The sequence below is a fragment of the Mesorhizobium sp. M1006 genome (genome assembly GCF_040318825.1).
Taxonomy (GTDB): domain Bacteria; phylum Pseudomonadota; class Alphaproteobacteria; order Rhizobiales; family Rhizobiaceae; genus Mesorhizobium.
The window spans coordinates 148,436-168,394 of sequence record NZ_JAMYMZ010000010.1 but is presented as its reverse complement, the minus strand read 5'-3'; the positions used below and the strand labels follow the sequence as shown (position 1 = coordinate 168,394).

Here is a 19,959-nt window from a genome sequence, read left to right as displayed (position 1 = left end):
CTCAGGCGGCCATCAGCTTTTTCACCGCTCTCATATCCTGCAGGAACCGGTCGCGTTCTGCCTGCCTGTCCGCCGGCTCGCGAATGCGCAGGATGAAGGACGGGTGGATGGTGACGAAGACACGCAAGCCATCGTCACGCTCCACGACGGCCCCGCGCATCTTCATGATCGGCACCACCTTGCCGAGCAGCGCCTGCGCCGCCGTTGCGCCGAGCGCCACCGCCAGATTGGGCTTGATCAGATCGATTTCCTTGTCGAGCCACCAGCGACAAGCCTGCACCTCGCCGGCGTTCGGCTTGGAGTGGATGCGCCGCTTGCCGCGCGGCTCGAACTTGAAATGCTTGACCGCGTTGGTGACGTAGACTTTCAGCCGATCGACGCCGGCATCGTCCAGGATCGCGTCGAACACCTTGCCCGCCGGACCGACGAAGGGCTTGCCCGCCAGGTCCTCCTGGTCGCCCGGCTGTTCGCCGACGAAGATCACCTTGGCTTTATCAGGGCCCTCACCGAACACGGTCTGCGTGGCGTCGTGCCATAGCGGACAGCGGCGGCAGATCTTGGCCGTTTCGCGCAGTTCAGGAATCGTCCTGGCGTCGATTTCTGTCGTTTCCGGAGACTTGCTTGCAGGCAAGCGTCTTGCCTGCACTTTGGCATGGTGCGGCGTCGGGGTTGTCTGCATCCTGGCGATCATAACTAAGGCGGCCTTGCTCGCTCCTGCAATCAGACACGCAATGAGCAAAGCCCGCCGAAGGTTCCGTTGAAATTATTCCGCATGGGCCTTCACCGGCGGACGGCTGACGATGTGATGCCCTACACCTCGTGCAGATAGAGGTGATAATCCAGTTCGCTGACCGTGCGCGCCACCCGCAGATATTCCGACTGCTTGATCGCCACGAACGTCCGGTGCAGGTCTTCGCCTAATGCGCCCTTGAGGAAGGTCGACGCCCTTGCCGCCTCGATCGCGGCACGCCAGTCCACCGGCATCGTCGTGCGCGTGACGGCCGATTCGTAGCCATTGCCGGTGGTTTCGGGACCGGGATCGAGGCCTTCGTCGAGGCCCTTGACGACACCGGCCAGCACCGTTGCTGCCACTAGGTAAGGATTCGCGTCGACGCCCGATGGCCGGTGCTCGATGCGGCGGTTCTTGGCATCGCCGGCCGGCACACGCAGTGCCACCGAACGGTTGTTGACGCCCCAGGTCGGCGCCACCGGCGCATAGGATTGCGAGACGAAGCGCCGCCATGAATTGGCATGCGGCGCGAAGACCAGCATCGATTCCGCCATCGTCTGGATCAGTCCGCCGAGGCCGCGCAGCAGCGGCAGCGACCAGCTTTCGCCGCCGGTTTCGGCAAAGACATTCTTGCCGGCATCGTCCAGCAGCGAGACATGAAAATGCATGCCCGAGCCGGCATATTTCTCGATCGGCTTGGCCATGAAGCAAGCGGTGACACCATGACGGCGCGCCTGCGCCCGCACGAGTCGCTTGAGCATCACGAGATCGTCGGCCGCCCGCATCACATCCTTGCGGTAGTTGAGCGTCAACTCGTACTGGCCGGGCGCATATTCCGAGATGACCGTCTCGGCCGGGATGCCTTGCACCTTGGCTGCGGCGTAGATGTCGGAAAACAGCGGCTCCATGCCGTGCAGATGGTCGACGGAATAGACCTCAGTCTTGGCCGAGCGGCGTCCGTCAAGCACCGCGTGCGCCGGCTGCACCTTGCCTTCGGCGTCGCGCTCGTTGGCGAGCAGGAAGAATTCGAGCTCGAAGGCGCCGGCCGGATGCAGGCCCTGGGCCGCGAGGATGTCTACCTGGCGGGCGAGTGCCAGCCGCGGGTCGGACGACATCGGCTGGCCATCGAGATGGTACATCGCCATCAGCACCTGACCGCGCGGCGGCTGGGTGCCGAACAGCGGCACCAGTGTGCCGGGGATCGGCCACGCCCGCAGGTCGCCGTCGCCCGTCGTCCAGATCAGCCCGGTCTCGTGAACATCCTCGCCGGTGATGTCGAGGCCGAGGATCGAGATCGGCATGTGCCGGCCCCCATCGAAGATGCTCATCAACTCATGCCGGCGCACGATCTTGCCGCGCCCGACGCCATTGGCGTCGGTCAGCACGATGTCGAACGCTTCGATCTCGGGATGAGCGTCGAGAAAGGCCTGCGCCTCGGCGGGCGTCGAGCCCGAAGGGGATGCCGTGACCAGGTTCAAACTTTGCTTGGGCGCTTGTTTCATGCCGCAAGCTTGTCTCACGCCGTAAGCTTTGCCGCAACCGCGCCGAAGGCAGTGATCAGCCGGTTCACCTGGGCGGCGCTGGTCGCAGGAGAGATCAGCATCATGTTGTGGAAGGGTGCGATCAGCACGCCGCGATTGACCAGCGCGACATGGATTGCCGCCTCGAGCTCCGGCACGTGCGCAGCCTCCGCTTCGCCGCCGTTCCTCAGCGGGCCCGGCGCGCAGATGAACTCGACACGGGCACCGACGCGAGCAACATGCCAGGGCAGACGATAGCGATCGATGACGGCGGTCAGCCCGGCGTCGAGCCGCCGCGCCAGATTGTCCATATGGCTGTAGTTCTCGTCGGTCATGACGTATTCGAGCGTGGCGCGCATCGCTGCGAATTGCAGCGGATTGGCCGACAGCGTTGTCCCCATGCCGGAGTAGCCGGGCTCTTTCCGGCTGATATAAGCGGCATAGCGGGCCGCAACGTCTTCGCTCATGCCCCAGACGCTCGCCGGTACGCCGCCGGCAATCGGCTTGCCTAGCACGAACAGGTCCGGCTCCAGCCCGTATTTGCTTGTATAGCCGCCGGGACCGGTCGAGATTGTATGCGTCTCGTCGATTAGAAGCAGCGTGCCGGTCGCACGGGTGAGACGCCGCAAGCCATCATGAAAGCCGGCTTCGGGCAGCACCATGCAGGAATTGGTCAGCACCGGCTCGGCGATGACGCAGGCGACATCGTTGCCCCGGAGTGCCGCGTCGAGCGCCGGCAGATCGTTGAACTCGACGACATCAGTCGCCCGCGTCAGGTCGCGGAACTCGCCGGCCAGTCCCGGTCGATTCACCGCTTTCCCGGCGACCAGCCGCACCATCGTCTCGTCGACCGAGCCATGATAGCAGCCGTTGAAGACCAGTATCTTCTCCCGGCCGGTAACGGCGCGGGCAACCCGCAGCGCGAAGCGGTTGGCATCGGTGGCCGTCGTCGCGATCTGCCAGAACGGCAAGCCGAAACGCTGCTGCAGCAGCGGCCCGATGGCGAGCGCGTTCTCGGCAGGCAGCATGTAGGTCAGGCCGCGTCCGGCCTGCCTGCGAATGGCGCGTGCGACCGGCGGCGGCGAATGACCGAACATCGAACCGGTGTCGCCAAGGCAGAAATCGTCGAGCCGGTTGCCGTCGATATCTCTGATGATGGCGCCCCTGGCACTATCGACAAGGATCGGGAACGGCGTCCGCCAGTCGTTCATCCAATGCATCGGCACGCCGCCGAAGAAGCCGGGCAGGCCATTGCCGATTTTCGCCATCGATTTTGGCCGCGCCCGGCGAAAGACTTCTGCCTCGGTCGCGCGCAACTCGGCGATCCGAGTCGGGCCGATGCCGCCGATGGAAGTCTTTGCATGGTTCATGACGTTCATGGCGTCCCTCTCAGTCGCACTTTAGACAATCGGCATCCGCCACCGCAATTGGCCGGGCGGCTGCCCTGTGTTGGGTCAGCGGTCATTTAAATGGAAACAGGCGCTTGACCGCGAGCCGCCTTCGGGCGCCGAATGGTACTTCGGCCGGAGGGGACAAGATGGTGCGGGCGATCGTCTGCGCAGCAACGCTGCTGTCGTCGGTTGGTGCGGCTCTGGGGTCGGGCGGCATCTGGTGTTCCGCCGAGGATGCAGCCGTCAAATTTCAGGTCGGTGCCGGGGTCACCAGAGGCATGGGCGGGCCGACCTTCAATTTTAGCGGTGAGCTCGAGATTCTGGGCAGGCCGGCTGCCGACAGTCTGCGCAAGACGGTGTTCGAGGATCAGAACCTCACGCAATATTGGCTCGACAACAAGGAATTGCGGCTGCTCGTCTACCACGAACGGCAGGTCGAAAACGCCTACGGCTATGTCGAACTGGCGATCCTGACCAAGGCCAGCGACGAAGGCGTCTATGACGGTCGCTATTTGCTCTCAATCTATGATGTAACGGCCGATGCCGAAAAGGACGGCAAGCAGGCTGAATTGACCGGCAAAGTATCCTGCGGAGCCGAGTAAGTAACAGGCTACGCCGAAATATCGATGACGCCGCAATCGCCGGCGGCGCTGCCGAAGGCGACGCGGCGCTCTTCCTTGTCCCACATCATCGAGGTGACGGCGCCTTTGCCCGGCCGGCGCAACAGCACTTCCTTGGCGTCGGCGAAGCGCACCGCCATCACCATCCCGTCATCATAGCCGATAGCAACGACGTCCTGGCTCGGGTGACAGGCGACGGAGGTGACCATCGCATTGCCGCGCGTGCCGAGTTCCAGCGGCGCCTTGCCCATCGGCCCGTCTTTGCCGGAAAACGGCCAGACGATCGCCGCCGGCGCGCCGGAACTCGCCAGCCATTTGCCCTTGGCGCTCCACGACAGGCTTTTCACCTTGCCGGGGTAGCCGGACATGCGCATGTGCTTGCCGTCGGCGAGCTTCCAGCCATGCAGCGCGTTTTCCTGCATGGAGGTGACGACGAAGCCGCCGTCCGGCGAGAAGGTGATGCCGGTGTGGGCGCCGGCCCACTCGAGTTCGACCGGCTTGCCGTCGGCGGCCGGGAAATGCAGCGTCGCGCCATTATAGCGGGCAACGCCGAAGCGCATGCCCTTGGGCGAGAAGGCAAGCCCCTCGACCGAGCGCGAATGCGAGAATTCCCTGGTTTTACCGTCGGCAAAGCGCACATAGGCAATCTTGCCCGAAGCATAGGCAACAGCGCCTTGCGGCCCGGCGGCGACGCTGGTTATCCATTTTTTGCCTGCGGTCGCCAATTCCATTGTATTGCCGCCTGGGGTCACGGCAAAGATCCTGCCGTCCTCACCACCGGTGATCAGTCGATCGTTTGCCGCATCATGGAAGGCGGCGAGCATTCCGTCATTGGCCTGCACCGTCTTGTGGCCGTGGTCGAGCCGATGGATTGTGCCGTCGGCCAGCGCAAAATGCGGCACGTCGCCGAGAAACACGGCGGCGAGGCAGTGGCCTTCGAGATCGAGCGGGGCGACTGTCGGCATGAGAGATCATTCCGTTCGAGATTTCTGCTTGTCATCTAACCCCGCCGGGCTGTCGGCGAGGCTCCGCCTTCTCCCCTTGTGGGAGAAGGTGGATTGGCGCGCAGCGCCAAGACGGATGAGGGGTGCTGGACGGAGTGCCGTCCTTGCCAAGCTGGAACACCCCTCATCCGACCGAGCTTTCGCTCGGCCACCTTCTCCCACAAGGGGAGAAGGAGAGAAGGGGCAGCGCTAGCGCTATAAAGTCCGGAAATCAAGCGGCCTGGCAGGCCTCGAAGCTTGTCTTCAGTCGCTCGGCGTCGAGTTCGCGGCCGATGAACACCAGCCGGCTCTCGTGCTTCTCGTCGTCCTTCCAGGCGCGCTGGTGGTCGCCCTCGATGATCATGTGCACACCCTGGATGACATAGCGCTCGTCATCGCCTTTCAGCGCAATGATCCCTTTCAGCCGCAGGATGTTCGGGCCTTCCATTTGGGTGACCTTCTCGATCCACGGGAAGAACTTTTTCGGGTCCATCTCGCCGCCGCGCAGCGACACCGACTGCACAGTCACGTCATGGATGTCGGAAGGGTGCGCATGATGATGCCCGTCATGATCGTGGTGATCATGGCCGTCGCGATCATGGTGATGGTGGTCATGATCATGATCATGATCATGATGGTCGTGATCGTCATGCGCCTCGAGGAAGTGCGGATCGTTCTCCAGCGCCCGGGACAGGTCGAACGCACCGCGATCGAGCACCTCGGACAGCGCCACGCTGGCGCGTGTGGTGCGGTGGATTCGTGCCGCCGGGTTGATGGCGCGGATCGTCGCCTCCACCTTGCTCAGCTCTTCGGGGGTGACCAGATCGGTCTTGTTGAGCACGACGACATCGGCAAAGGCGATCTGGTCCTCGGCCTCGCGGGAATCCTTGAGGCGCAGCGGCAAGTGCTTGGCGTCGACCAGCGCCACCACCGCATCGAGCCTGGTCTTGGAACGCACGTCGTCGTCCATGAAGAAGGTTTGCGCCACCGGCACGGGATCGGCGAGGCCTGTGGTCTCGACGACGATGGCGTCGAAGCGGCCAGGCCTGCGCATCAGGCCTTCGACGACGCGGATCAGGTCGCCGCGCACGGTGCAGCAGACGCAGCCATTGTTCATCTCGTATATTTCCTCGTCGGATTCCACAATCAGCTCGTTGTCGATGCCGATCTCGCCGAATTCATTGACGATGACGGCGTAGCGCTTGCCATGGTTTTCCGAAAGGATGCGGTTGAGCAGTGTCGTCTTGCCGGCGCCGAGATAGCCGGTGAGGACGGTTACGGGGATCTGCGTCTGTGCGTCGCTCATATTGTGCCTCGAATAGGGATTGTCGGCTCCATATAGGATGTGTGCTCGGCTTTTGCACGAGGCAAACCGGTGGGCCAAAGAGGGGCTGGTATTGCCGAACTTTCCTCACATTACCGAACTCTCATTGGCGCCGCCTGACAGCGGGCCCTAGACAGGCGGGGTCATTTACGGAGCTGTTCGCGTTGAAGAGGCGCCAGATGTCCGACAAGTCCTTGCCACTGAGCCGTCGGCAGGCGCTCGGTCTCGTTGCGGTTACCGCTGGCGGCATATTCCTGCCCGCCGGTGCAAGGGCCGGGCAGGTTTCGCCCTATGCCGGGCTTGCTTTGTTTGAAGCCGGTGCCGGTGTCTGCACCATCACGCCCGAGGTCACAGAAGGGCCGTTCTATTTCGACCCGAAGCTCGAACGCGCCGACATCACCGAGGGCAAGAAGGGCATCGCCCTCAATGTGCGGCTGCAAATCGTCGACGCCGCCTGCCGGCCGCTTCCCGGCGCACGCGTCGATATCTGGCATTGCGATGCCCAGGGCACCTATTCCGGATATCCCGGACAGGGCGACGGGCAGGATATCGACACGTCCGGCCAGAGCTTTCTCCGCGGCTGGCAGAGAACCGATGAAAGCGGCATCGCTTCTTTCGCCACCATCTATCCCGGCTGGTATCGCGGCCGCACCACCCACATCCATTTCAAGATCTTCCCCGACGACCGCTCGGTGATGACCGGCCAGATGTTCTTCCCCGACAGCCTCAGCGAGCAGATATTCACCACCGTCGCGCCCTATAAAGATCGCCCCGGCAAACGCGATACATCGAACGCGCGGGACGGCATTGCGCGGCAGGCCGGGCCGCTGTCGCAGGCAGCGCTGCGGGAAATGGCGGACGCCTATCAGGCGTTGATGGTGGTCGCGGTGAAACCTGGTTGAGAACACCTCGTCACGTCCCCATCCAGCCATTGCGGAAAGTCGTTTGTCATCTAACTGAAATAAACATCTGGCATTAGCCACGGCGAACACCGCGAAGCTTGCCGGCAAAGCTATTTTCCGAGCCGGAATGTTTCGATCGTCATTGCCAATCGGCGGCCTGCTTCTATGCTGCCCGTTCCGGTTCGGCCGAGGAGGGATGAGCATGGCCAAGGCGGACAAGACTGCAACAATGAGCCGGCTGCATTCGGCGGCGCGGCTGGCGCGCACGGCGCTCGCCGCCCGGCTTCTGGCGCATGGTTTCTATGCCGGTCAGGACCAGATCATGCTGGCGCTCGACCGCGAGGACGGGCAGACGCCCGGCAAGCTTGCCGGCCGCCTCGGCGTGCGTCCGCCAACCATCACCAAGACCATCAACCGGCTGCAGGCGCAGGGCTTTCTGGAGAAGCGGGCCTCGTCCGCCGATGCCCGCCAGGCGCATATTTTCCTCACCGACACCGGCCGCGAAATCATCCACGCCATCGAGAAGTCGGTGAAGAAGACCGAAAAGCAGGCATTGAAGGGTCTCGACAAGAAGGACCAAAAAGCGCTGTTCAAGCTGCTTGCCCGCGTCGAGGCGAACCTGTCGAACGGCGAACTGGTGCTCCCGGATGACGAACTGGATATCGAAGACAAGATGCTTGAATAGCTCACGCGTTCGCCGCTGACGGCCGCCGCGTCAGTGCCGACCAACGTCCCGGTGTGACGCCGAACGCCTTCTTGAAATGCCGATTGAAATGGCTTTGATCACTGAAGCCGGCTGCGATGGCGATTTGCGCCAGCGGCTCGTCGGCTTCGATCATCCGACGGGCCCGCTGAAGCCGGCGCATCACCAGGAACCGGTGCGGGCTGGTGGAGAAGGTGGCGCGGAAATGCCGCGAAAGGGCATAACGGTCCAATCCGGTTATCGCCTCCAATTCGTCTGAACGTACAATCCGCGCGACATTTTCCTCCAGATAGTCGCGCGCCAGGCTGGCGGCGCGCCACGCAGTTTTCGCTACCGGTTTCGCCGGCTGACCGGCGTGCCGGGCCAAGCTTTGCATAAGCTGCGTCATGAAATCGACGACAAACAGCTCGTCCAGTTCCTGATTCAACGGCCCGAGCGCGGAAAGCAGCGTCGCCCGGAGATCGCGGTCTGTCACCACGGCATTCCCGACGAATGGCAGTGATCCGCCGCCGAGACAATCGAGCATCAGGGACGGCTCCAAATAGAGCATTCTGTATCGCAAGCCGTCTTCGGTGCCGGCACCGCCATCGTGCAGTTCGTCGGGATGAAGGATAATGATCTGGCCAGGCAGGCTCTGATGCGTTTGGCCGCGATAGCGGAAGCGCTGCACGCCATAAAGCGTCACCCCGATCGCATAGGTGTCGTGGCGATGGAGATCGAAGGCATTGCCGTGGAACCGGGCCTCGATGCGTTCCATCCCGGCAGCACCGGGTGCCGGTACGATGCAGTTCTCGGCTGCATCCACGCACAAACGTCCAAGACCCTGAAAGGCTTCCCGGTCCAGATCGTGCGCCATCGCTTCACTCGCAGCCTCGGATTGGCCCCCTTTTCGGATGGAAACTGTCGCATGTTCGATACGAAATTTGCAATCGTGCTCAAGGATGATCTTCCCGTCTGGCAAAAGCTCAATGTCACCGCCTTTCTGACCAGCGGCATCGTCGCGCAATTTCCCGACATTATCGGCGACCCCTACCGTGATCGCGCCGGCAATATCTACAACCCGCTGTCGATCCAGCCGGTTATCGTGCTTTCGGCGGACGGCCAGACGCTCGGCGCGATCCAGCGGCGGGCGCTGGAGCGTGGTGTGACGGTTTCGCTCTATGTCGAGGAAATGTTTTCGACCGGGTATGATCTGGCCAACCGCGCCGTCTTTGCCGAATTTGCGCCGGAGCATGCCAAGGTGGTCGGCATCGCGCTTCGCGCCGAAAAGAAGCTCGTCGACAAGATCACCAAGGGCGCCCGCATGCACGCCTGAGTCGTCGGCCACTAGGTCGGCCACTGGGAAACAAACTGAGCCTGCCGGCGGCTGTCGTTGTGCCAGCCTGTTTTGGCTTGCCCGCAGGCGACAATTGCCGCATTGGTGAGGGACTGCCTTGCTTCCCGTCCGGCCTGAAATTGAATGCTCCCCCAAGACAAGACGAAAGCGCGACATCGCCGGCGGCGATCCTGTGCATGCTTTCCGTCTATGTGTTTTTCACCTTCCTCGACACCAGCAGCAAGTACCTTGTGCTGGCCGGCGTCTCGGCGCTGATCGTCGCCTGGACCCGCTTCGCGGTCCATGTGCTGATCGTCGGCGTCTTTCTGCGCGGATGGCGTGAGCCGCTGCGCTTTCGTCCCGCCAACCTGCCGGCGCATCTCACGCGCGGTCTGCTCCTGTTCGGATCGACGATATGCAACATTCTCGCGCTGCGGACGCTGCAACTGTCGGAAACCACCTCGATCTACTTCTTCGGCCCGATGGTGATCACCGCGCTTGCCGGTCCGTTGCTCGGCGAATGGGCTGGCTGGCGGCGCTGGCTGGCCATCATGAGCGGCTTTGTCGGCGTCCTCATCATCACCCGGCCGGGCGTCGGCGTTTTTGGCGTCGGCCATCTCTTTGCGCTCGGCTCGATGCTATCGAACAGTTTCTACGTCATCATGACGCGCCGCATGTCGGCTACGGAAACCTCGGAAAGCCTGATCCTGTTTTCGGCGCTGGCGCCGGCCGTGCTGCTGCTGCCGACACTGCCGTTTTCGCCTTCGCTGCCGCAGGATGGCTGGCACTGGTTCATATTGCTGATGCTTGGCGTCTTCGGCGCCATCGGTCATTGGCTTCTTGTGCAGGCCTATCGCCTTGCCACCACCACGGCCCTGGCTCCCTATCCCTATTCGCAGATGATCTGGATGATCATCTCCGGCCTGATCGTCTTCAACCAGTTTCCCGATCGCTGGACGCTGGTCGGTGCCACAGTCATCGTCGCCAGCGGCCTCTACATCGTTCACCGCGAGCACCGGCTTCGTGTGCGCAACCGCGCGACGCTGGACGCGGAGGCGGAAGCGCTGGCAAAAAAACTTTGATTTGCGCGGGATCGATGGCATAAGAGCCGGCCTTTAAACAGTTTAAATTGCTTCGGGAGCGCAGGGAGCTGGCACAGAAGATCAAGCTTTCCACCATCGCGGATGCGCTCGGCGTGTCCACGGCCACGGTCTCGCTGGCCTTGCGCGACAGCCCGCTGGTCGCCGGCGGCACCCGGGATCGCATCAAGGAACATGCCCGCGCCATCGGCTATATCTACAACCGCCGCGCCGCCAGCTTGCGCACCTCGCGCTCGGGCATTGTCGGCGTCGTCGTCCACGACATCATGAACCCGTTCTTTGCCGAGATATTGCGTTCGATCGAGAGCGAACTCGACCGCAGCCGGCAAACCTTCATCCTGTCGAACCACTACGACCAACTCGAGAAACAACGCACCTTCATCGACACCCTTCTGCAACTCGGCGCCGACGGCGTCATCATGTCGCCGGCCATCGGCACGCCGCCCGAAGACATAATCATGGCCGAGGAGAACGGTCTCCCGGCAGTGCTGATTGCACGCACCGTCGAAGGTGCCGACGTGCCGGTGTTTCGCGGCGACGATGCCTACGGCACCGGGCTTGCCACCAACCATCTGATCTCGCTTGGCCACAAGCGCATCGCAATGATCGGCGGTACCGATCAGACGTCGACCGGCCGCGACCGCTATCAGGGATATGTCAATGCCATGGAGGCGGCGGGGCTTGAGGTCAGGCCGTCCTGGCGTATCGCCGGCCCGCGCACCAAGCAGGCCGGGTTCGAGGCTGCCGGGCAGTTCCTGGCGCTGAAGGACAGGCCGACCGCGGCCTGCTGCTGGAACGACCTCGTCGCCATCGGCCTGATGAACGGCATCGCGCGCGCCGGGCTGGTGCCGGGCATCGACATCTCCGTTACCGGCTATGACGACCTCGAGGAGGCGGCGATCGCGACGCCTGCGCTAACCACCGTCTGGAACGGCCAGCGCGAGGTTGGCCGCCGCGCCGCCAGCGCGCTGCTCGACAAACTCAACGGACAGACGGTGCGGCCGTCGCAGGAACTGATCAAGCCGGAACTGCATGTGCGCCAGTCGACCGGCAAACCGGTGGAACGTGCATGACAAAAACCAAACAGCAGACTGTCGCCATTCTGGTGCCGGGCCAGTTCAACGATCATGCGGTCGGCCGTATCGACGGGGCGTTCAGCCGCGTCCGGATCGAACGCGCCGATCCGTCGCTGGTCACCGACGAGATGCGTCATACGGTGCGCGGCATCGCCGCCTTTGGCGGCATAAGCTCCGCGTTGATGGACGCGCTGCCAAAGCTCGAGATCATCGCCAATTTCGGTGTCGGCTATGATTCGGTCGATGTCCGCCACGCCGCACAGCGCGGCATCATTGTCACCAACACACCGGATGTGCTGACCGAAGAGGTCGCCGATACGGCGCTCGGCCTGTTGATCAATACCATCCGCGAACTGCCGCGCGCCGAGGCCTGGCTACGCGACGGAAGCTGGCTGCGCAACGGCAACTATCCGCTGAGCCGGCTGACCTTGCGCGGGCGCCATGTCGGTATCTTTGGCATGGGCCGCATCGGCCTCGCCATTGCCCGCCGGCTCGACGCTTTTGGGCTGCCCATTGCCTATCACAACCGGCGCCGTGTCGAAGGCCTGTCCTATGACTATCACCCGACGCTGAAAGGTCTCGCCGAGGCGGTCGACACGCTGATCTCGGTGGCGCCCGGCGGGGCCTCGACGGAAAAGGCCGTCAATGCCGAAATTCTCTCGGCTCTTGGGCCGAACGGCGTCTTCGTCAATATCGGCCGGGGCAGCACGGTCGACGAACCAGCCCTTGCCGCCGCACTTGCCAGCGGCAGCATCGCCGCTGCCGGGCTAGACGTCTTTGCCGACGAGCCGAATGTGCCAGCGGCGTTGCTTGCCGCGCCCAACACCTCGCTTTTGCCGCATGTCGGCTCGGCGTCCGAGCATACGCGCCGCGCCATGGCCGACCTTTGCGTCGACAATCTGGTCTCGTGGTTTTCGCAGCGCAAGGCGCTGACGCCGGTGCCGGAGACGGCAAATGTCAAGGCAAGGCCGTAAGCGGGCTGCCATATCTATTAACTTCAGCTTAACCCTTCGGAATCATTCTGGTCCCCTCGCAGTGTATGTCCGCCTGACAGGACATGACAGCAAGATGAAGCGCGCCTCCCTGATCTCTTCGAACCGGCGCGCTTGAAATGCGCGGAGAACCAGGATGAAGACGCTTCCTGCATTGATGGCAGTCGCTGTGCTGTTCGGCAGCGCCCAGCTGTTTTACGCCGGTAGCGGTGAAAGCCGTGCGGCCAGTGAGTCACCGCTTTCATCCGGCAACTACAGGCTGGTAGCCCATGGCAACGAGGGGTCTTGTGCGGTCAGCCGCGGCGCCGAGATTTCGCAAGGCCTGTCGCTGTTGACGGTCGCAGCAAATTGCCGCCGGGTGTTGCCCGGCGTCGAGCAGGCGAAGTTCTGGCGAGAGCAGGATGACGGCACGGTCACCTTCAGCGCCAACGGCACCGATCCGATCGTCATGTTCTCAGTCGCCGACGGCGATGGTTACGAATCCTACGCGCCGGCGCTGCCGCTGCTGACGCTGGCGTCAGCCGGCAACTAGCGAGCGCGGCAGGACTATTCCGCGGCTGCGCGCGCACCCGATTTCGCCGCCTGATGCAGGCGCACCGCATCGCCGAATGCGCGAAATATCTTTACCGAGATACTGTCCGATTTGACCCAGTATTCGGGATGCCACTGGACGCCGACAGCGAAAGCCCGTGCATCGCGCACCGAAACCGCCTCGACAGTGCCGTCGGCGGCGACCGCTTCGACCTGCAGCTTTGGGCCAAGCCGGTCGATGGCCTGGCGATGCACCGAATTGACCATGATGTCGCCGGCGCCGAAGACCCCGGCCAGGCAGCTGCCGGGTTTTATCGCCACGCTCTGGCGGATGGCGAAGCGTTCGTCCTGATTGTCGCTTGCCGGCGCACGATGATCGAGCGAACCGGCGCGTTCCTGGATTTCGGTGGCCAACGTGCCACCCAGCGCCACATTCATCTCCTGGATGCCGCGGCAGATGGCGAGCAATGGCACCCCGCGCTCCACCGCCCGGCGGATCAGCGGCAACGTCGTCGCGTCGCGGGCGGAGTCGTAAGGACCATTGGCTTCGCTGGCGTCACCGCCATAGAGCGAGGGATGAACGTTCGATTTGGAGCCGGTGACCATGACGCCGTCGACGGCGGAAAGCAGTTCGTCGAAGTCGAGCCGGTCGCCGAAGGACGGTACCAGCAGCGGGAACACGCCTGCACCCGAAAGCGCCGCTTCGAGATATTGCTGTGGCGCGGCATGCCAGGTGTAATTGTCGAACTGGCGGACATCGGTCGATACGGCGACGAGCGGCTGGTGCATTTGGTCCGGATCCCATCGGGTGCAACGAATTATCTGCCTGCAAAATAGGCGATCCGAAGGCGCATTTCCATGGCAAGTTTCGGCGTGTCGCGTAGGCCAGTTAATCGACCTTAGACTATAGTTGCAAGATCTGCCCCAACGCCGTGAATTTCCCCGAAATGCGCCACTCAAACCGGGCTGCCGTGCTGGACTCGACTCCTTGCCTGTGTATTGTCGGCTCGAAGCCGATCCGGGCGCCGAAGTGTCCCGAATGTCGGTCAGTGGATCCAAAAGGGAGGAACTTCATGGATCGTCGTTCGTTCATCCGCAAGGCCGGCACCACCGGTTTCGGCGCTGCGGCCGCTGCCGCGACACTTGCTGCGCCGGCCATCGCCCAGTCCAATCCGAAAGTGACCTGGCGACTGGCGTCGTCCTTCCCGAAGTCGCTCGATACGATCTATGGCGGCGCCGAAGTGTTTTCCAAGATGCTGTCGGAGGCGACTGACGGCAACTTCCAGGTCCAGGTCTTCGCCTCCGGCGAACTCGTTCCCGGCCTGCAGGCCGCCGATGCCACCACAGCCGGCACGGTCGAGGCCTGCCATACCGTGGCATACTATTACTGGGGCAAGGACCCGACGTGGGCGCTGGGAGCGGCGGTTCCGTTTTCGCTCAACGCGCGCGGCATCAACGCCTGGCACTATCATGGCGGCGGCATCGATCTGTTCAACGAGTTCCTGGCGACGCAAGGTCTGTTCGGGCTGCCGGGCGGCAATACCGGCGTGCAGATGGGTGGCTGGTTCCGCAAGGAGATCAAAACGGTCGCCGACCTTTCCGGCCTCAAGATGCGTATCGGTGGTTTTGCCGGCAAAGTGGTGCAAAGGCTCGGGGTGGTTCCGCAGCAGATCGCCGGTGGCGACATTTATCCGGCGTTGGAAAAAGGCACGATCGACGCCGCCGAATGGGTCGGCCCTTACGACGACGAGAAGCTCGGCTTCTACAAGGTTGCGCCCTATTACTACTATCCCGGCTGGTGGGAAGGTGGACCGACCGTCCATCTGATGTTCAACAAGGCGAAATACGACGAACTTTCGCCGGCTTACAAGTCGCTGGTGCATACTGCCGCTCAAGCGGCCGACGCCAACATGCTGCAGAAATACGACTATCTCAATCCGGCGGCGGTTAAGCGGCTGGTTGCCGGCGGTGCCAAGTTGAGCCCGTTCAGCCAGGAGATCATGGCAGCCTGTTTCGAAAAGGCCAACGAAGTCTATGCCGAGATGGAAGCCTCGAATGCGCCGTTCAAGAAGATCTGGGATTCGATCAAGGCGTTCCGCAAGGAGCATTATCTCTGGGCGCAGGTGGCCGAGTACAACTATGACACCTTCATGATGGTCCAGCAGCGCAATGCCAAGCTCTGATCCTGTTGCTTCGCGGCGCCAGTGTTCCTTTCGGAACACTGGCGCCGTAGCGCATTCATTTGCGATCAGTCGGGCACCACCACGACCTTGACCTCGCCTGGCGCCGGCGGGTTGGCAATGATCGCCACCGCCTCGTCGAGGCTGACCTGTCGTGATATCAGCCGATCTACTTCGATCGTCCCCGAGGCGATAAGATTGGCGGCCCGGCGATGGGTAAAGGGGTTGAGGAAGGAACCCAGGACCTTCAACTCACGGAACAGCAGATCGAACGGTTCGAACGCCACTTTCATGCCTTGCGGCATCACGCCGACGACGACGACGGTGCCGCCCGCTTTGGCCAGCCGCATCGCCTGCTCAACAGTGTCTTTCACGCCGGCGCATTCGAACACCACGTCGACGCCGCCCGGCATCAAACCCGACCGGCCGACGATCGCATCGATGACATCGAAGGCGCTGGGATCGAGCGTCGCCGTTGCGCCAAATTGCTCGGCAAGAGCCCGCCGCGAGGCCTGACGGGTCGACAAGATAATGGTCGTCGCACCGGCGAGCTTTGCCAGTTGAACGGTGAGCAGGCCGATCACGCCGCCGCCGAGCACCGCGACCGACGAGCCTGGTTTGATCGCGGCAAGGTCCACGCCATGCAGGCAGCAGCCGAGCGGCTCGCAGAAAGCACCATGCGTAGGCTTCAGATCGCCTGGCAAGACGAAGGCCTGTTTCTGGGGCAGGACAAGATATTCGGCAAAGCCGCCATCGCGATGGATGCCGATGGCGCGTAGATTGCCGCAGAGATTGACCCGGCCGGCCTGACAATGCTCGCATCGGCCACAGGCAATGTTGGGATCGCCGGTGACGCGGTCGCCGACGGAAAAGCCGGATACGGCAGGTCCGACCGCCTCGACGATGCCGGAGAATTCATGCCCGAGCGTCACCGGCGGCGTGCACGGGAATTCACCATGGAAAAGATGCCTGTCGGTGCCGCAGACGCCGCACGCCTCGATGCGCACCAGCAGATCGTTCGGCCCGGCGGTCGGTTTCTCGACCTCGCACACGGCGAGGCTGCCCACTCGCTCCAACCGAACCGCCTTCATGGCTGCCGGGCCTTCCTCAGTTGAAACTCGGTGGTTGCGACAGATCGATTGCCGGCGCCGCCGGTTTCGCGGGCGGCTTTTCGTCGAAGCTCGGCGGCTGCGACAAATCCGGTGGGGAAGGTGAGGCCGGGGCAGTGCCGCCGTTGGCCGGCGGCGTGCCAAGCGGCGACAAGCCGATGCCAGGCGTTTCCGGCACCTGGTAGTTGATGGTGCCAGGATCGACGACAGTGCCTTTGTAGTGCATCACCATCTGCGGGAAGGCGATGGTCAGGCCGATCATGATCACCTGGATGCAGACGAAGGGCACTGCGCCCCAATAGATCTGCCCTGTGGTGACGGGCGCGATCTGCTTGCCGGTGAGTCGGTCGAGATAGGGCACGCGCGCGGCGACCGAGCGCAGATAAAACAGCGCGAAGCCGAAGGGCGGATGCATGAAGGAGGTCTGCATGTTGACGCCCAAAAGCACGCCAAACCAGATCAGGTCGATGCCGAGTTTGTCAGCCGCTGGCGCCAAAAGCGGCACGATGATGAAGGCAAGCTCGAAAAAGTCGAGGAAGAAGGCGAGCACGAAGACGAGGATGTTGACGCCAATCAGGAAACCGACTTCACCGCCCGGCAGCGACGTCAACAGGTGCTCGACCCAGATGTGGCCATTGACGCCGTAGAAGGTCAGCGAGAACACCCGCGCGCCGATCAGGATGAACAGAACGAAGGACGACAGCCTGGTCGTCGAGGCCAGCGCCTGCTTGACCACGTCGAGCGACAGCCGCCCCTTCACCGCCGCCATTGCAAGCGCGCCGACGGCGCCCATGGCGCCGCCTTCCGTCGGCGTGGCGATGCCAAGGAAGATGGTGCCCAGCACCAGGAAGATCAGCGCCAGCGGCGGGATCAGCACGATGATCACCTGCTGTGCCAGTCTGGACATCAGGTTGATCTTCAGGCGCTGGTCGACGATCGCCACGACATAGATGAAGATGACGCCGATGGTGGCGCCGAGGATATCGGCGTTGCCGCCGTGGTTCGGCGCAAGGTAGCGATACGCCGCATAGGAAACCACCACCGCCGCCAGCAGCGCTGCCAGCAGCGACAGCACGCCGTGGCCGAGCGTGCGGGCCTCCAGCGGCAGGGCCGGCATCGACTTCGGCCGGAAGATCGACATGAGCAGGATGTAGAGCATGTAGATGCCGGTCAAAATGAGCCCGGGGATCAGCGCTCCCTTATACATATCGCCGACCGAGCGGCCGAGCTGGTCGGCCAGGACGATCAGCACCAGTGACGGCGGGATGATCTGGGCGAGCGTCCCGGACGCGGCAATGACGCCGGATGCCAGCCGCCGGTCGTAGCCGTAGCGCAGCATGATCGGCAGCGAAATCAGGCCCATGGCAATGACGGAGGCCGCCACCACGCCGGTCGTCGCGGCGAGCAGCGCGCCGACGAAAATCACGGCATAAGCGAGGCCACCACGGACCGGTCCGAACAACTGGCCGATCGTGTCGAGCAGGTCTTCGGCCATGCCGGATCGTTCGAGCACGATGCCCATGAAGGTGAAGAACGGGATCGCCAGCAGCGTGTCGTTCGACATCACCCGGCTGCCATAGAAATTATCCGGCAACGCATGCAGCAACGGCCAGGCGAGATTGATCGAACCGCCCGAATAGGGCGACAGAAGCACGCCGATGAAGAAGAACATCAGGCCGTTGGCGGCGAGCGAGAAGGCGACGGGGTAGCCGATCAGCAGGAAGACGACCAGCGAGGCGAACATGATCGGCGCCATGTTCTGGGCGATGAACTCGATCACGAGCGCACCTCTTCGGCGAGCGCCTTGGCTTCGAGTTCGGCCTGCTCATGCGCCGATATGAACGGAGTGGGATCGTCCATCTGACCGCGCATGATGGCGATTTTCTTGATGATTTCGGAAATGCCCTGCAGCGCGAGCAGAAAAAAGCCGACCAGCAAAATCGCCTTCGCCGGCCAGATGATCAGCCCGCCGGAATTGTTCGACATCTCCCCGCTGCGATACGACAGCGACACATAGGGAACGAAATAGACCACCATCAACGTCACGAACGGCATCAGGAAGAAGACGTGACCGAAAAGGTCGATCCAGTGCTGCACGCGGCGCGAGAACATGCCGTAGACGATATCGATGCGGATATGGTCGTTCTGCTTCAGCGTGTAGGCGGCGGCCAGCATGAAGGCGGCGCCGAACAGATACCATTGCAATTCCAGCCAGGCGTTCGAGGACATGTCGAACACCTTGCGGATGACGGCGTTGGCGGCGCTTACCAGGATCGCCAGCAGGATCAGCCACGAAACCCATTTGCCGATGAATTCGTTCAAACGGTCAATGGTTCTGGAAAGAGCGAGAAGCCCTGCCATGCATTCCTCCCTTGTGTCAGAGCGCGGCGGTTCCCTGTCCGTCGTGTCGCTGTGGACCAACGGTATGCAGTGCGTGGTCCGGCTGGTCAACACGGGATAGCCCGCATAAACACAGTTGTGAGATGACGGGCGGCAAAATGCTGCCGCGTCCTTTGCATGTCCAAGGACATGCGGCGCTTTCATCCAAGCAAAGTCGGGTGCGGCTCAGGCGATCTTCTGTTGGTCGCGGCCGGCGCCGATCAGCACAAGCATGGCGACGAGGAACAGGTACATCCAGCCGTCCCGCCATTCGAGCGGGAAATAGCCGGCCCATAGCGATTCGGCCATGCCGAAAGCGGCGGCACCCAGTGCCGCCCGCAAAGGCGAGAGATAGCCGCCCACTGCGGTCACGAACAGGATCTTCAACCCGTAGACCAACCCTGTGCCGAAGCTGATGTTACCGTAGTAGAAGGCGGCGAGCACGCCGGCCAGTGCCGCGCAAAGGCCGCCGAAAAGCACCGCGTGCCGAAACACCGCACGAACATCGACGCCGCACATCGCAGCCGCCTTGGGATCGTCGGATACGGCGCGCCAGCTCCGGCCGAAGCTCGAATATGCGAAGCCCCAGGCAGCCAGCGCTATGGCCGCCAGTACGGCGGCGCAATCGAGCAATTGGATCAGCGTCAACGTCGCCTTGAAGCTGGCATTCTGCGCGAAGACGATGGTCTGGGCCAGCATTGGCGGCAACCATAGGTCATGGGTATCGGCGGCGATGCGGCTGGCTTCCGACAAGACCAGCAATATGCCGAGCGTCGTCACCACGATGGCGTTGGGCGAGCGGTCGGCCAGCGGTTCGAAGATACTTCGCGACAGGACATGGCTGAGCAGCGCCGCATAAAGGAATGCCGCAGCTACGCCGAGCGCGACCGATGCAAACAGCGTTAACCACAGCGCCTGATAGCCGAACGCCGCAGTGAGGATCATCGTATGCCCGCAAAAGGCGAACAGCGCGCCATAGGCAAGATTGGTACGGTGCAGGATGCCGTTGGTCAGCACGTAGCCGAATGCAAGCAATGCGTAGAGCGCGCCCGAATGCAGCCCGTTCAGAACCTGCTGGAAGAAATAGAGCATGCAAGACCCTCT

The 19,959-nt window shown here is 62.8% G+C and carries 20 protein-coding genes; 9 read left to right on the top strand and 11 right to left on the bottom strand.

The window, feature by feature from the left end; all coding sequences use genetic code 11:
- Window position 1: 1 nt before the first annotated feature.
- The 3 genes from NKH60_RS12635 to NKH60_RS12625 form a co-directional block, all read right to left on the bottom strand.
- Entirely contained in the window at window positions 2-724 is a 723-nt protein-coding gene (locus NKH60_RS12635; RefSeq protein WP_352470171.1) for a UdgX family uracil-DNA binding protein, read from the bottom strand.
- Between the two features lie 86 nt (window positions 725-810).
- Entirely contained in the window at window positions 811-2,232 is a 1,422-nt protein-coding gene (locus NKH60_RS12630) for a glutamine synthetase family protein (protein ID WP_352872307.1), read from the bottom strand.
- A gap of 14 nt (window positions 2,233-2,246) precedes the next feature.
- Entirely contained in the window at window positions 2,247-3,629 is a 1,383-nt protein-coding gene (locus tag NKH60_RS12625) for an aspartate aminotransferase family protein (RefSeq protein WP_352872305.1), read from the bottom strand.
- A 104-nt stretch (window positions 3,630-3,733) separates the two neighbouring features.
- Between NKH60_RS12625 and NKH60_RS12620 the strand changes: the two genes are divergently transcribed.
- Window positions 3,734-4,243: a hypothetical protein gene (locus NKH60_RS12620; protein ID WP_352872303.1), complete on the top strand. Its 510-nt coding sequence runs from the start codon at window positions 3,734-3,736 to the stop codon at window positions 4,241-4,243.
- A gap of 8 nt (window positions 4,244-4,251) precedes the next feature.
- Here the strand turns inward: NKH60_RS12620 and NKH60_RS12615 are convergent, their stop codons facing one another.
- Both NKH60_RS12615 and NKH60_RS12610 read right to left on the bottom strand, forming a co-directional pair.
- The gene (locus NKH60_RS12615; RefSeq protein WP_352872301.1) at window positions 4,252-5,226 is read right to left on the bottom strand and encodes a WD40 repeat domain-containing protein; all 975 of its coding nucleotides are present in this window, start codon (window positions 5,224-5,226) and stop codon (window positions 4,252-4,254) included.
- Between the two features lie 250 nt (window positions 5,227-5,476).
- A complete protein-coding gene (locus NKH60_RS12610; protein ID WP_352872299.1) occupies window positions 5,477-6,550 on the bottom strand; it encodes a CobW family GTP-binding protein in 1,074 nt (357 codons plus the stop codon).
- A 197-nt stretch (window positions 6,551-6,747) separates the two neighbouring features.
- Here NKH60_RS12610 and NKH60_RS12605 point away from each other — a divergent pair, with 197 nt between their 5' ends.
- Together NKH60_RS12605 and NKH60_RS12600 are read left to right on the top strand one after the other, a co-directional pair.
- Window positions 6,748-7,470 carry an intradiol ring-cleavage dioxygenase gene (locus tag NKH60_RS12605; RefSeq protein WP_352872297.1) on the top strand — a complete coding sequence of 241 codons (723 nt, stop codon included), beginning with the start codon at window positions 6,748-6,750 and terminating at the stop codon, window positions 7,468-7,470.
- Between the two features lie 202 nt (window positions 7,471-7,672).
- The gene (locus NKH60_RS12600) at window positions 7,673-8,155 is read left to right on the top strand and encodes a MarR family winged helix-turn-helix transcriptional regulator (protein WP_352872295.1); all 483 of its coding nucleotides are present in this window, start codon (window positions 7,673-7,675) and stop codon (window positions 8,153-8,155) included.
- A 1-nt stretch (window position 8,156) separates the two neighbouring features.
- Here NKH60_RS12600 and NKH60_RS12595 read toward each other — a convergent pair whose 3' ends face one another.
- Window positions 8,157-9,029 (bottom strand): AraC family transcriptional regulator, encoded by an 873-nt coding sequence (locus NKH60_RS12595; protein ID WP_352872293.1) that lies wholly within the window; start codon window positions 9,027-9,029, stop codon window positions 8,157-8,159.
- Window positions 9,030-9,080: 51 nt separating this feature from the next.
- On the opposite strand from NKH60_RS12595, the gene NKH60_RS12590 reads away from it, so the two are divergent.
- The 5 genes from NKH60_RS12590 to NKH60_RS12570 all read left to right on the top strand — a co-directional run bounded on the left by NKH60_RS12590 (window position 9,081) and on the right by NKH60_RS12570 (window position 13,188).
- Window positions 9,081-9,488: a DUF2000 family protein gene (locus NKH60_RS12590; protein WP_352818660.1), complete on the top strand. Its 408-nt coding sequence runs from the start codon at window positions 9,081-9,083 to the stop codon at window positions 9,486-9,488.
- 197 nt (window positions 9,489-9,685) lie between these two features.
- Window positions 9,686-10,570: a DMT family transporter gene (locus NKH60_RS12585; protein WP_352872291.1), complete on the top strand. Its 885-nt coding sequence runs from the start codon at window positions 9,686-9,688 to the stop codon at window positions 10,568-10,570.
- Window positions 10,571-10,638: 68 nt separating this feature from the next.
- The gene (locus NKH60_RS12580; RefSeq protein ID WP_023676245.1) at window positions 10,639-11,661 is read left to right on the top strand and encodes a LacI family DNA-binding transcriptional regulator; all 1,023 of its coding nucleotides are present in this window, start codon (window positions 10,639-10,641) and stop codon (window positions 11,659-11,661) included.
- The gene (locus tag NKH60_RS12575) at window positions 11,658-12,638 is read left to right on the top strand and encodes a 2-hydroxyacid dehydrogenase (RefSeq protein ID WP_352872289.1); all 981 of its coding nucleotides are present in this window, start codon (window positions 11,658-11,660) and stop codon (window positions 12,636-12,638) included. Before NKH60_RS12580 ends, NKH60_RS12575 begins: the two co-directional genes overlap by 4 nt.
- 154 nt (window positions 12,639-12,792) lie before the next feature.
- Window positions 12,793-13,188, top strand: a complete 396-nt coding sequence (locus tag NKH60_RS12570; protein WP_352469876.1) for a hypothetical protein — start codon at window positions 12,793-12,795, stop codon at window positions 13,186-13,188.
- 14 nt (window positions 13,189-13,202) lie between these two features.
- On the opposite strand, the gene NKH60_RS12565 is transcribed toward NKH60_RS12570, so the two are convergent.
- The gene (locus tag NKH60_RS12565) at window positions 13,203-13,976 is read right to left on the bottom strand and encodes a gamma-glutamyl-gamma-aminobutyrate hydrolase family protein (RefSeq protein WP_352469877.1); all 774 of its coding nucleotides are present in this window, start codon (window positions 13,974-13,976) and stop codon (window positions 13,203-13,205) included.
- Window positions 13,977-14,260: 284 nt separating this feature from the next.
- Here NKH60_RS12565 and NKH60_RS12560 point away from each other — a divergent pair, with 284 nt between their 5' ends.
- Window positions 14,261-15,370, top strand: coding sequence for a TRAP transporter substrate-binding protein (locus NKH60_RS12560; protein ID WP_352540376.1), 1,110 nt, complete (start codon window positions 14,261-14,263; stop codon window positions 15,368-15,370).
- 65 nt (window positions 15,371-15,435) lie between these two features.
- Here NKH60_RS12560 and NKH60_RS12555 read toward each other — a convergent pair whose 3' ends face one another.
- From NKH60_RS12555 to NKH60_RS12540, 4 genes are all read right to left on the bottom strand, one after another.
- On the bottom strand, window positions 15,436-16,458 hold the full coding sequence (locus NKH60_RS12555) for a zinc-dependent alcohol dehydrogenase family protein (RefSeq protein WP_352540377.1): 1,023 nt from the start codon (window positions 16,456-16,458) through the stop codon (window positions 15,436-15,438).
- 16 nt (window positions 16,459-16,474) lie between these two features.
- Window positions 16,475-18,253, bottom strand: a complete 1,779-nt coding sequence (locus NKH60_RS12550; RefSeq protein ID WP_352470175.1) for a TRAP transporter large permease — start codon at window positions 18,251-18,253, stop codon at window positions 16,475-16,477.
- Window positions 18,253-18,837 carry a TRAP transporter small permease subunit gene (locus NKH60_RS12545; protein WP_352452211.1) on the bottom strand — a complete coding sequence of 195 codons (585 nt, stop codon included), beginning with the start codon at window positions 18,835-18,837 and terminating at the stop codon, window positions 18,253-18,255. Before NKH60_RS12545 ends, NKH60_RS12550 begins: the two co-directional genes overlap by 1 nt.
- A gap of 204 nt (window positions 18,838-19,041) precedes the next feature.
- On the bottom strand, window positions 19,042-19,947 hold the full coding sequence (locus NKH60_RS12540; protein WP_352469880.1) for a branched-chain amino acid ABC transporter permease: 906 nt from the start codon (window positions 19,945-19,947) through the stop codon (window positions 19,042-19,044).
- Between the last annotated feature and the right edge of the window lie 12 nt (window positions 19,948-19,959).

Excerpts from the sequence above, each read along its gene's own strand:
- NKH60_RS12590 (WP_352818660.1), top strand. The coding sequence starts at position 9,081 with ATGTTCGATACGAAATTTGCAATCGTGCTCAAGGATGATCTTCCCGTC.
- NKH60_RS12570 (WP_352469876.1), top strand. The coding sequence starts at position 12,793 with ATGAAGACGCTTCCTGCATTGATGGCAGTCGCTGTGCTGTTCGGCAGC.
- NKH60_RS12600 (WP_352872295.1), top strand. The coding sequence starts at position 7,673 with ATGGCCAAGGCGGACAAGACTGCAACAATGAGCCGGCTGCATTCGGCG.
- NKH60_RS12540 (WP_352469880.1), bottom strand. The coding sequence starts at position 19,947 with ATGCTCTATTTCTTCCAGCAGGTTCTGAACGGGCTGCATTCGGGCGCG.
- NKH60_RS12565 (WP_352469877.1), bottom strand. The coding sequence starts at position 13,976 with ATGCACCAGCCGCTCGTCGCCGTATCGACCGATGTCCGCCAGTTCGAC.
- NKH60_RS12605 (WP_352872297.1), top strand. The coding sequence starts at position 6,748 with ATGTCCGACAAGTCCTTGCCACTGAGCCGTCGGCAGGCGCTCGGTCTC.
- NKH60_RS12585 (WP_352872291.1), top strand. The coding sequence starts at position 9,686 with ATGCTTTCCGTCTATGTGTTTTTCACCTTCCTCGACACCAGCAGCAAG.
- NKH60_RS12555 (WP_352540377.1), bottom strand. The coding sequence starts at position 16,458 with ATGAAGGCGGTTCGGTTGGAGCGAGTGGGCAGCCTCGCCGTGTGCGAG.
- NKH60_RS12595 (WP_352872293.1), bottom strand. The coding sequence starts at position 9,029 with ATGGCGCACGATCTGGACCGGGAAGCCTTTCAGGGTCTTGGACGTTTG.
- NKH60_RS12615 (WP_352872301.1), bottom strand. The coding sequence starts at position 5,226 with ATGCCGACAGTCGCCCCGCTCGATCTCGAAGGCCACTGCCTCGCCGCC.
- NKH60_RS12610 (WP_352872299.1), bottom strand. The coding sequence starts at position 6,550 with ATGAGCGACGCACAGACGCAGATCCCCGTAACCGTCCTCACCGGCTAT.
- NKH60_RS12625 (WP_352872305.1), bottom strand. The coding sequence starts at position 3,629 with ATGAACGTCATGAACCATGCAAAGACTTCCATCGGCGGCATCGGCCCG.
- NKH60_RS12630 (WP_352872307.1), bottom strand. The coding sequence starts at position 2,232 with ATGAAACAAGCGCCCAAGCAAAGTTTGAACCTGGTCACGGCATCCCCT.
- NKH60_RS12560 (WP_352540376.1), top strand. The coding sequence starts at position 14,261 with ATGGATCGTCGTTCGTTCATCCGCAAGGCCGGCACCACCGGTTTCGGC.
- NKH60_RS12545 (WP_352452211.1), bottom strand. The coding sequence starts at position 18,837 with ATGGCAGGGCTTCTCGCTCTTTCCAGAACCATTGACCGTTTGAACGAA.
- NKH60_RS12575 (WP_352872289.1), top strand. The coding sequence starts at position 11,658 with ATGACAAAAACCAAACAGCAGACTGTCGCCATTCTGGTGCCGGGCCAG.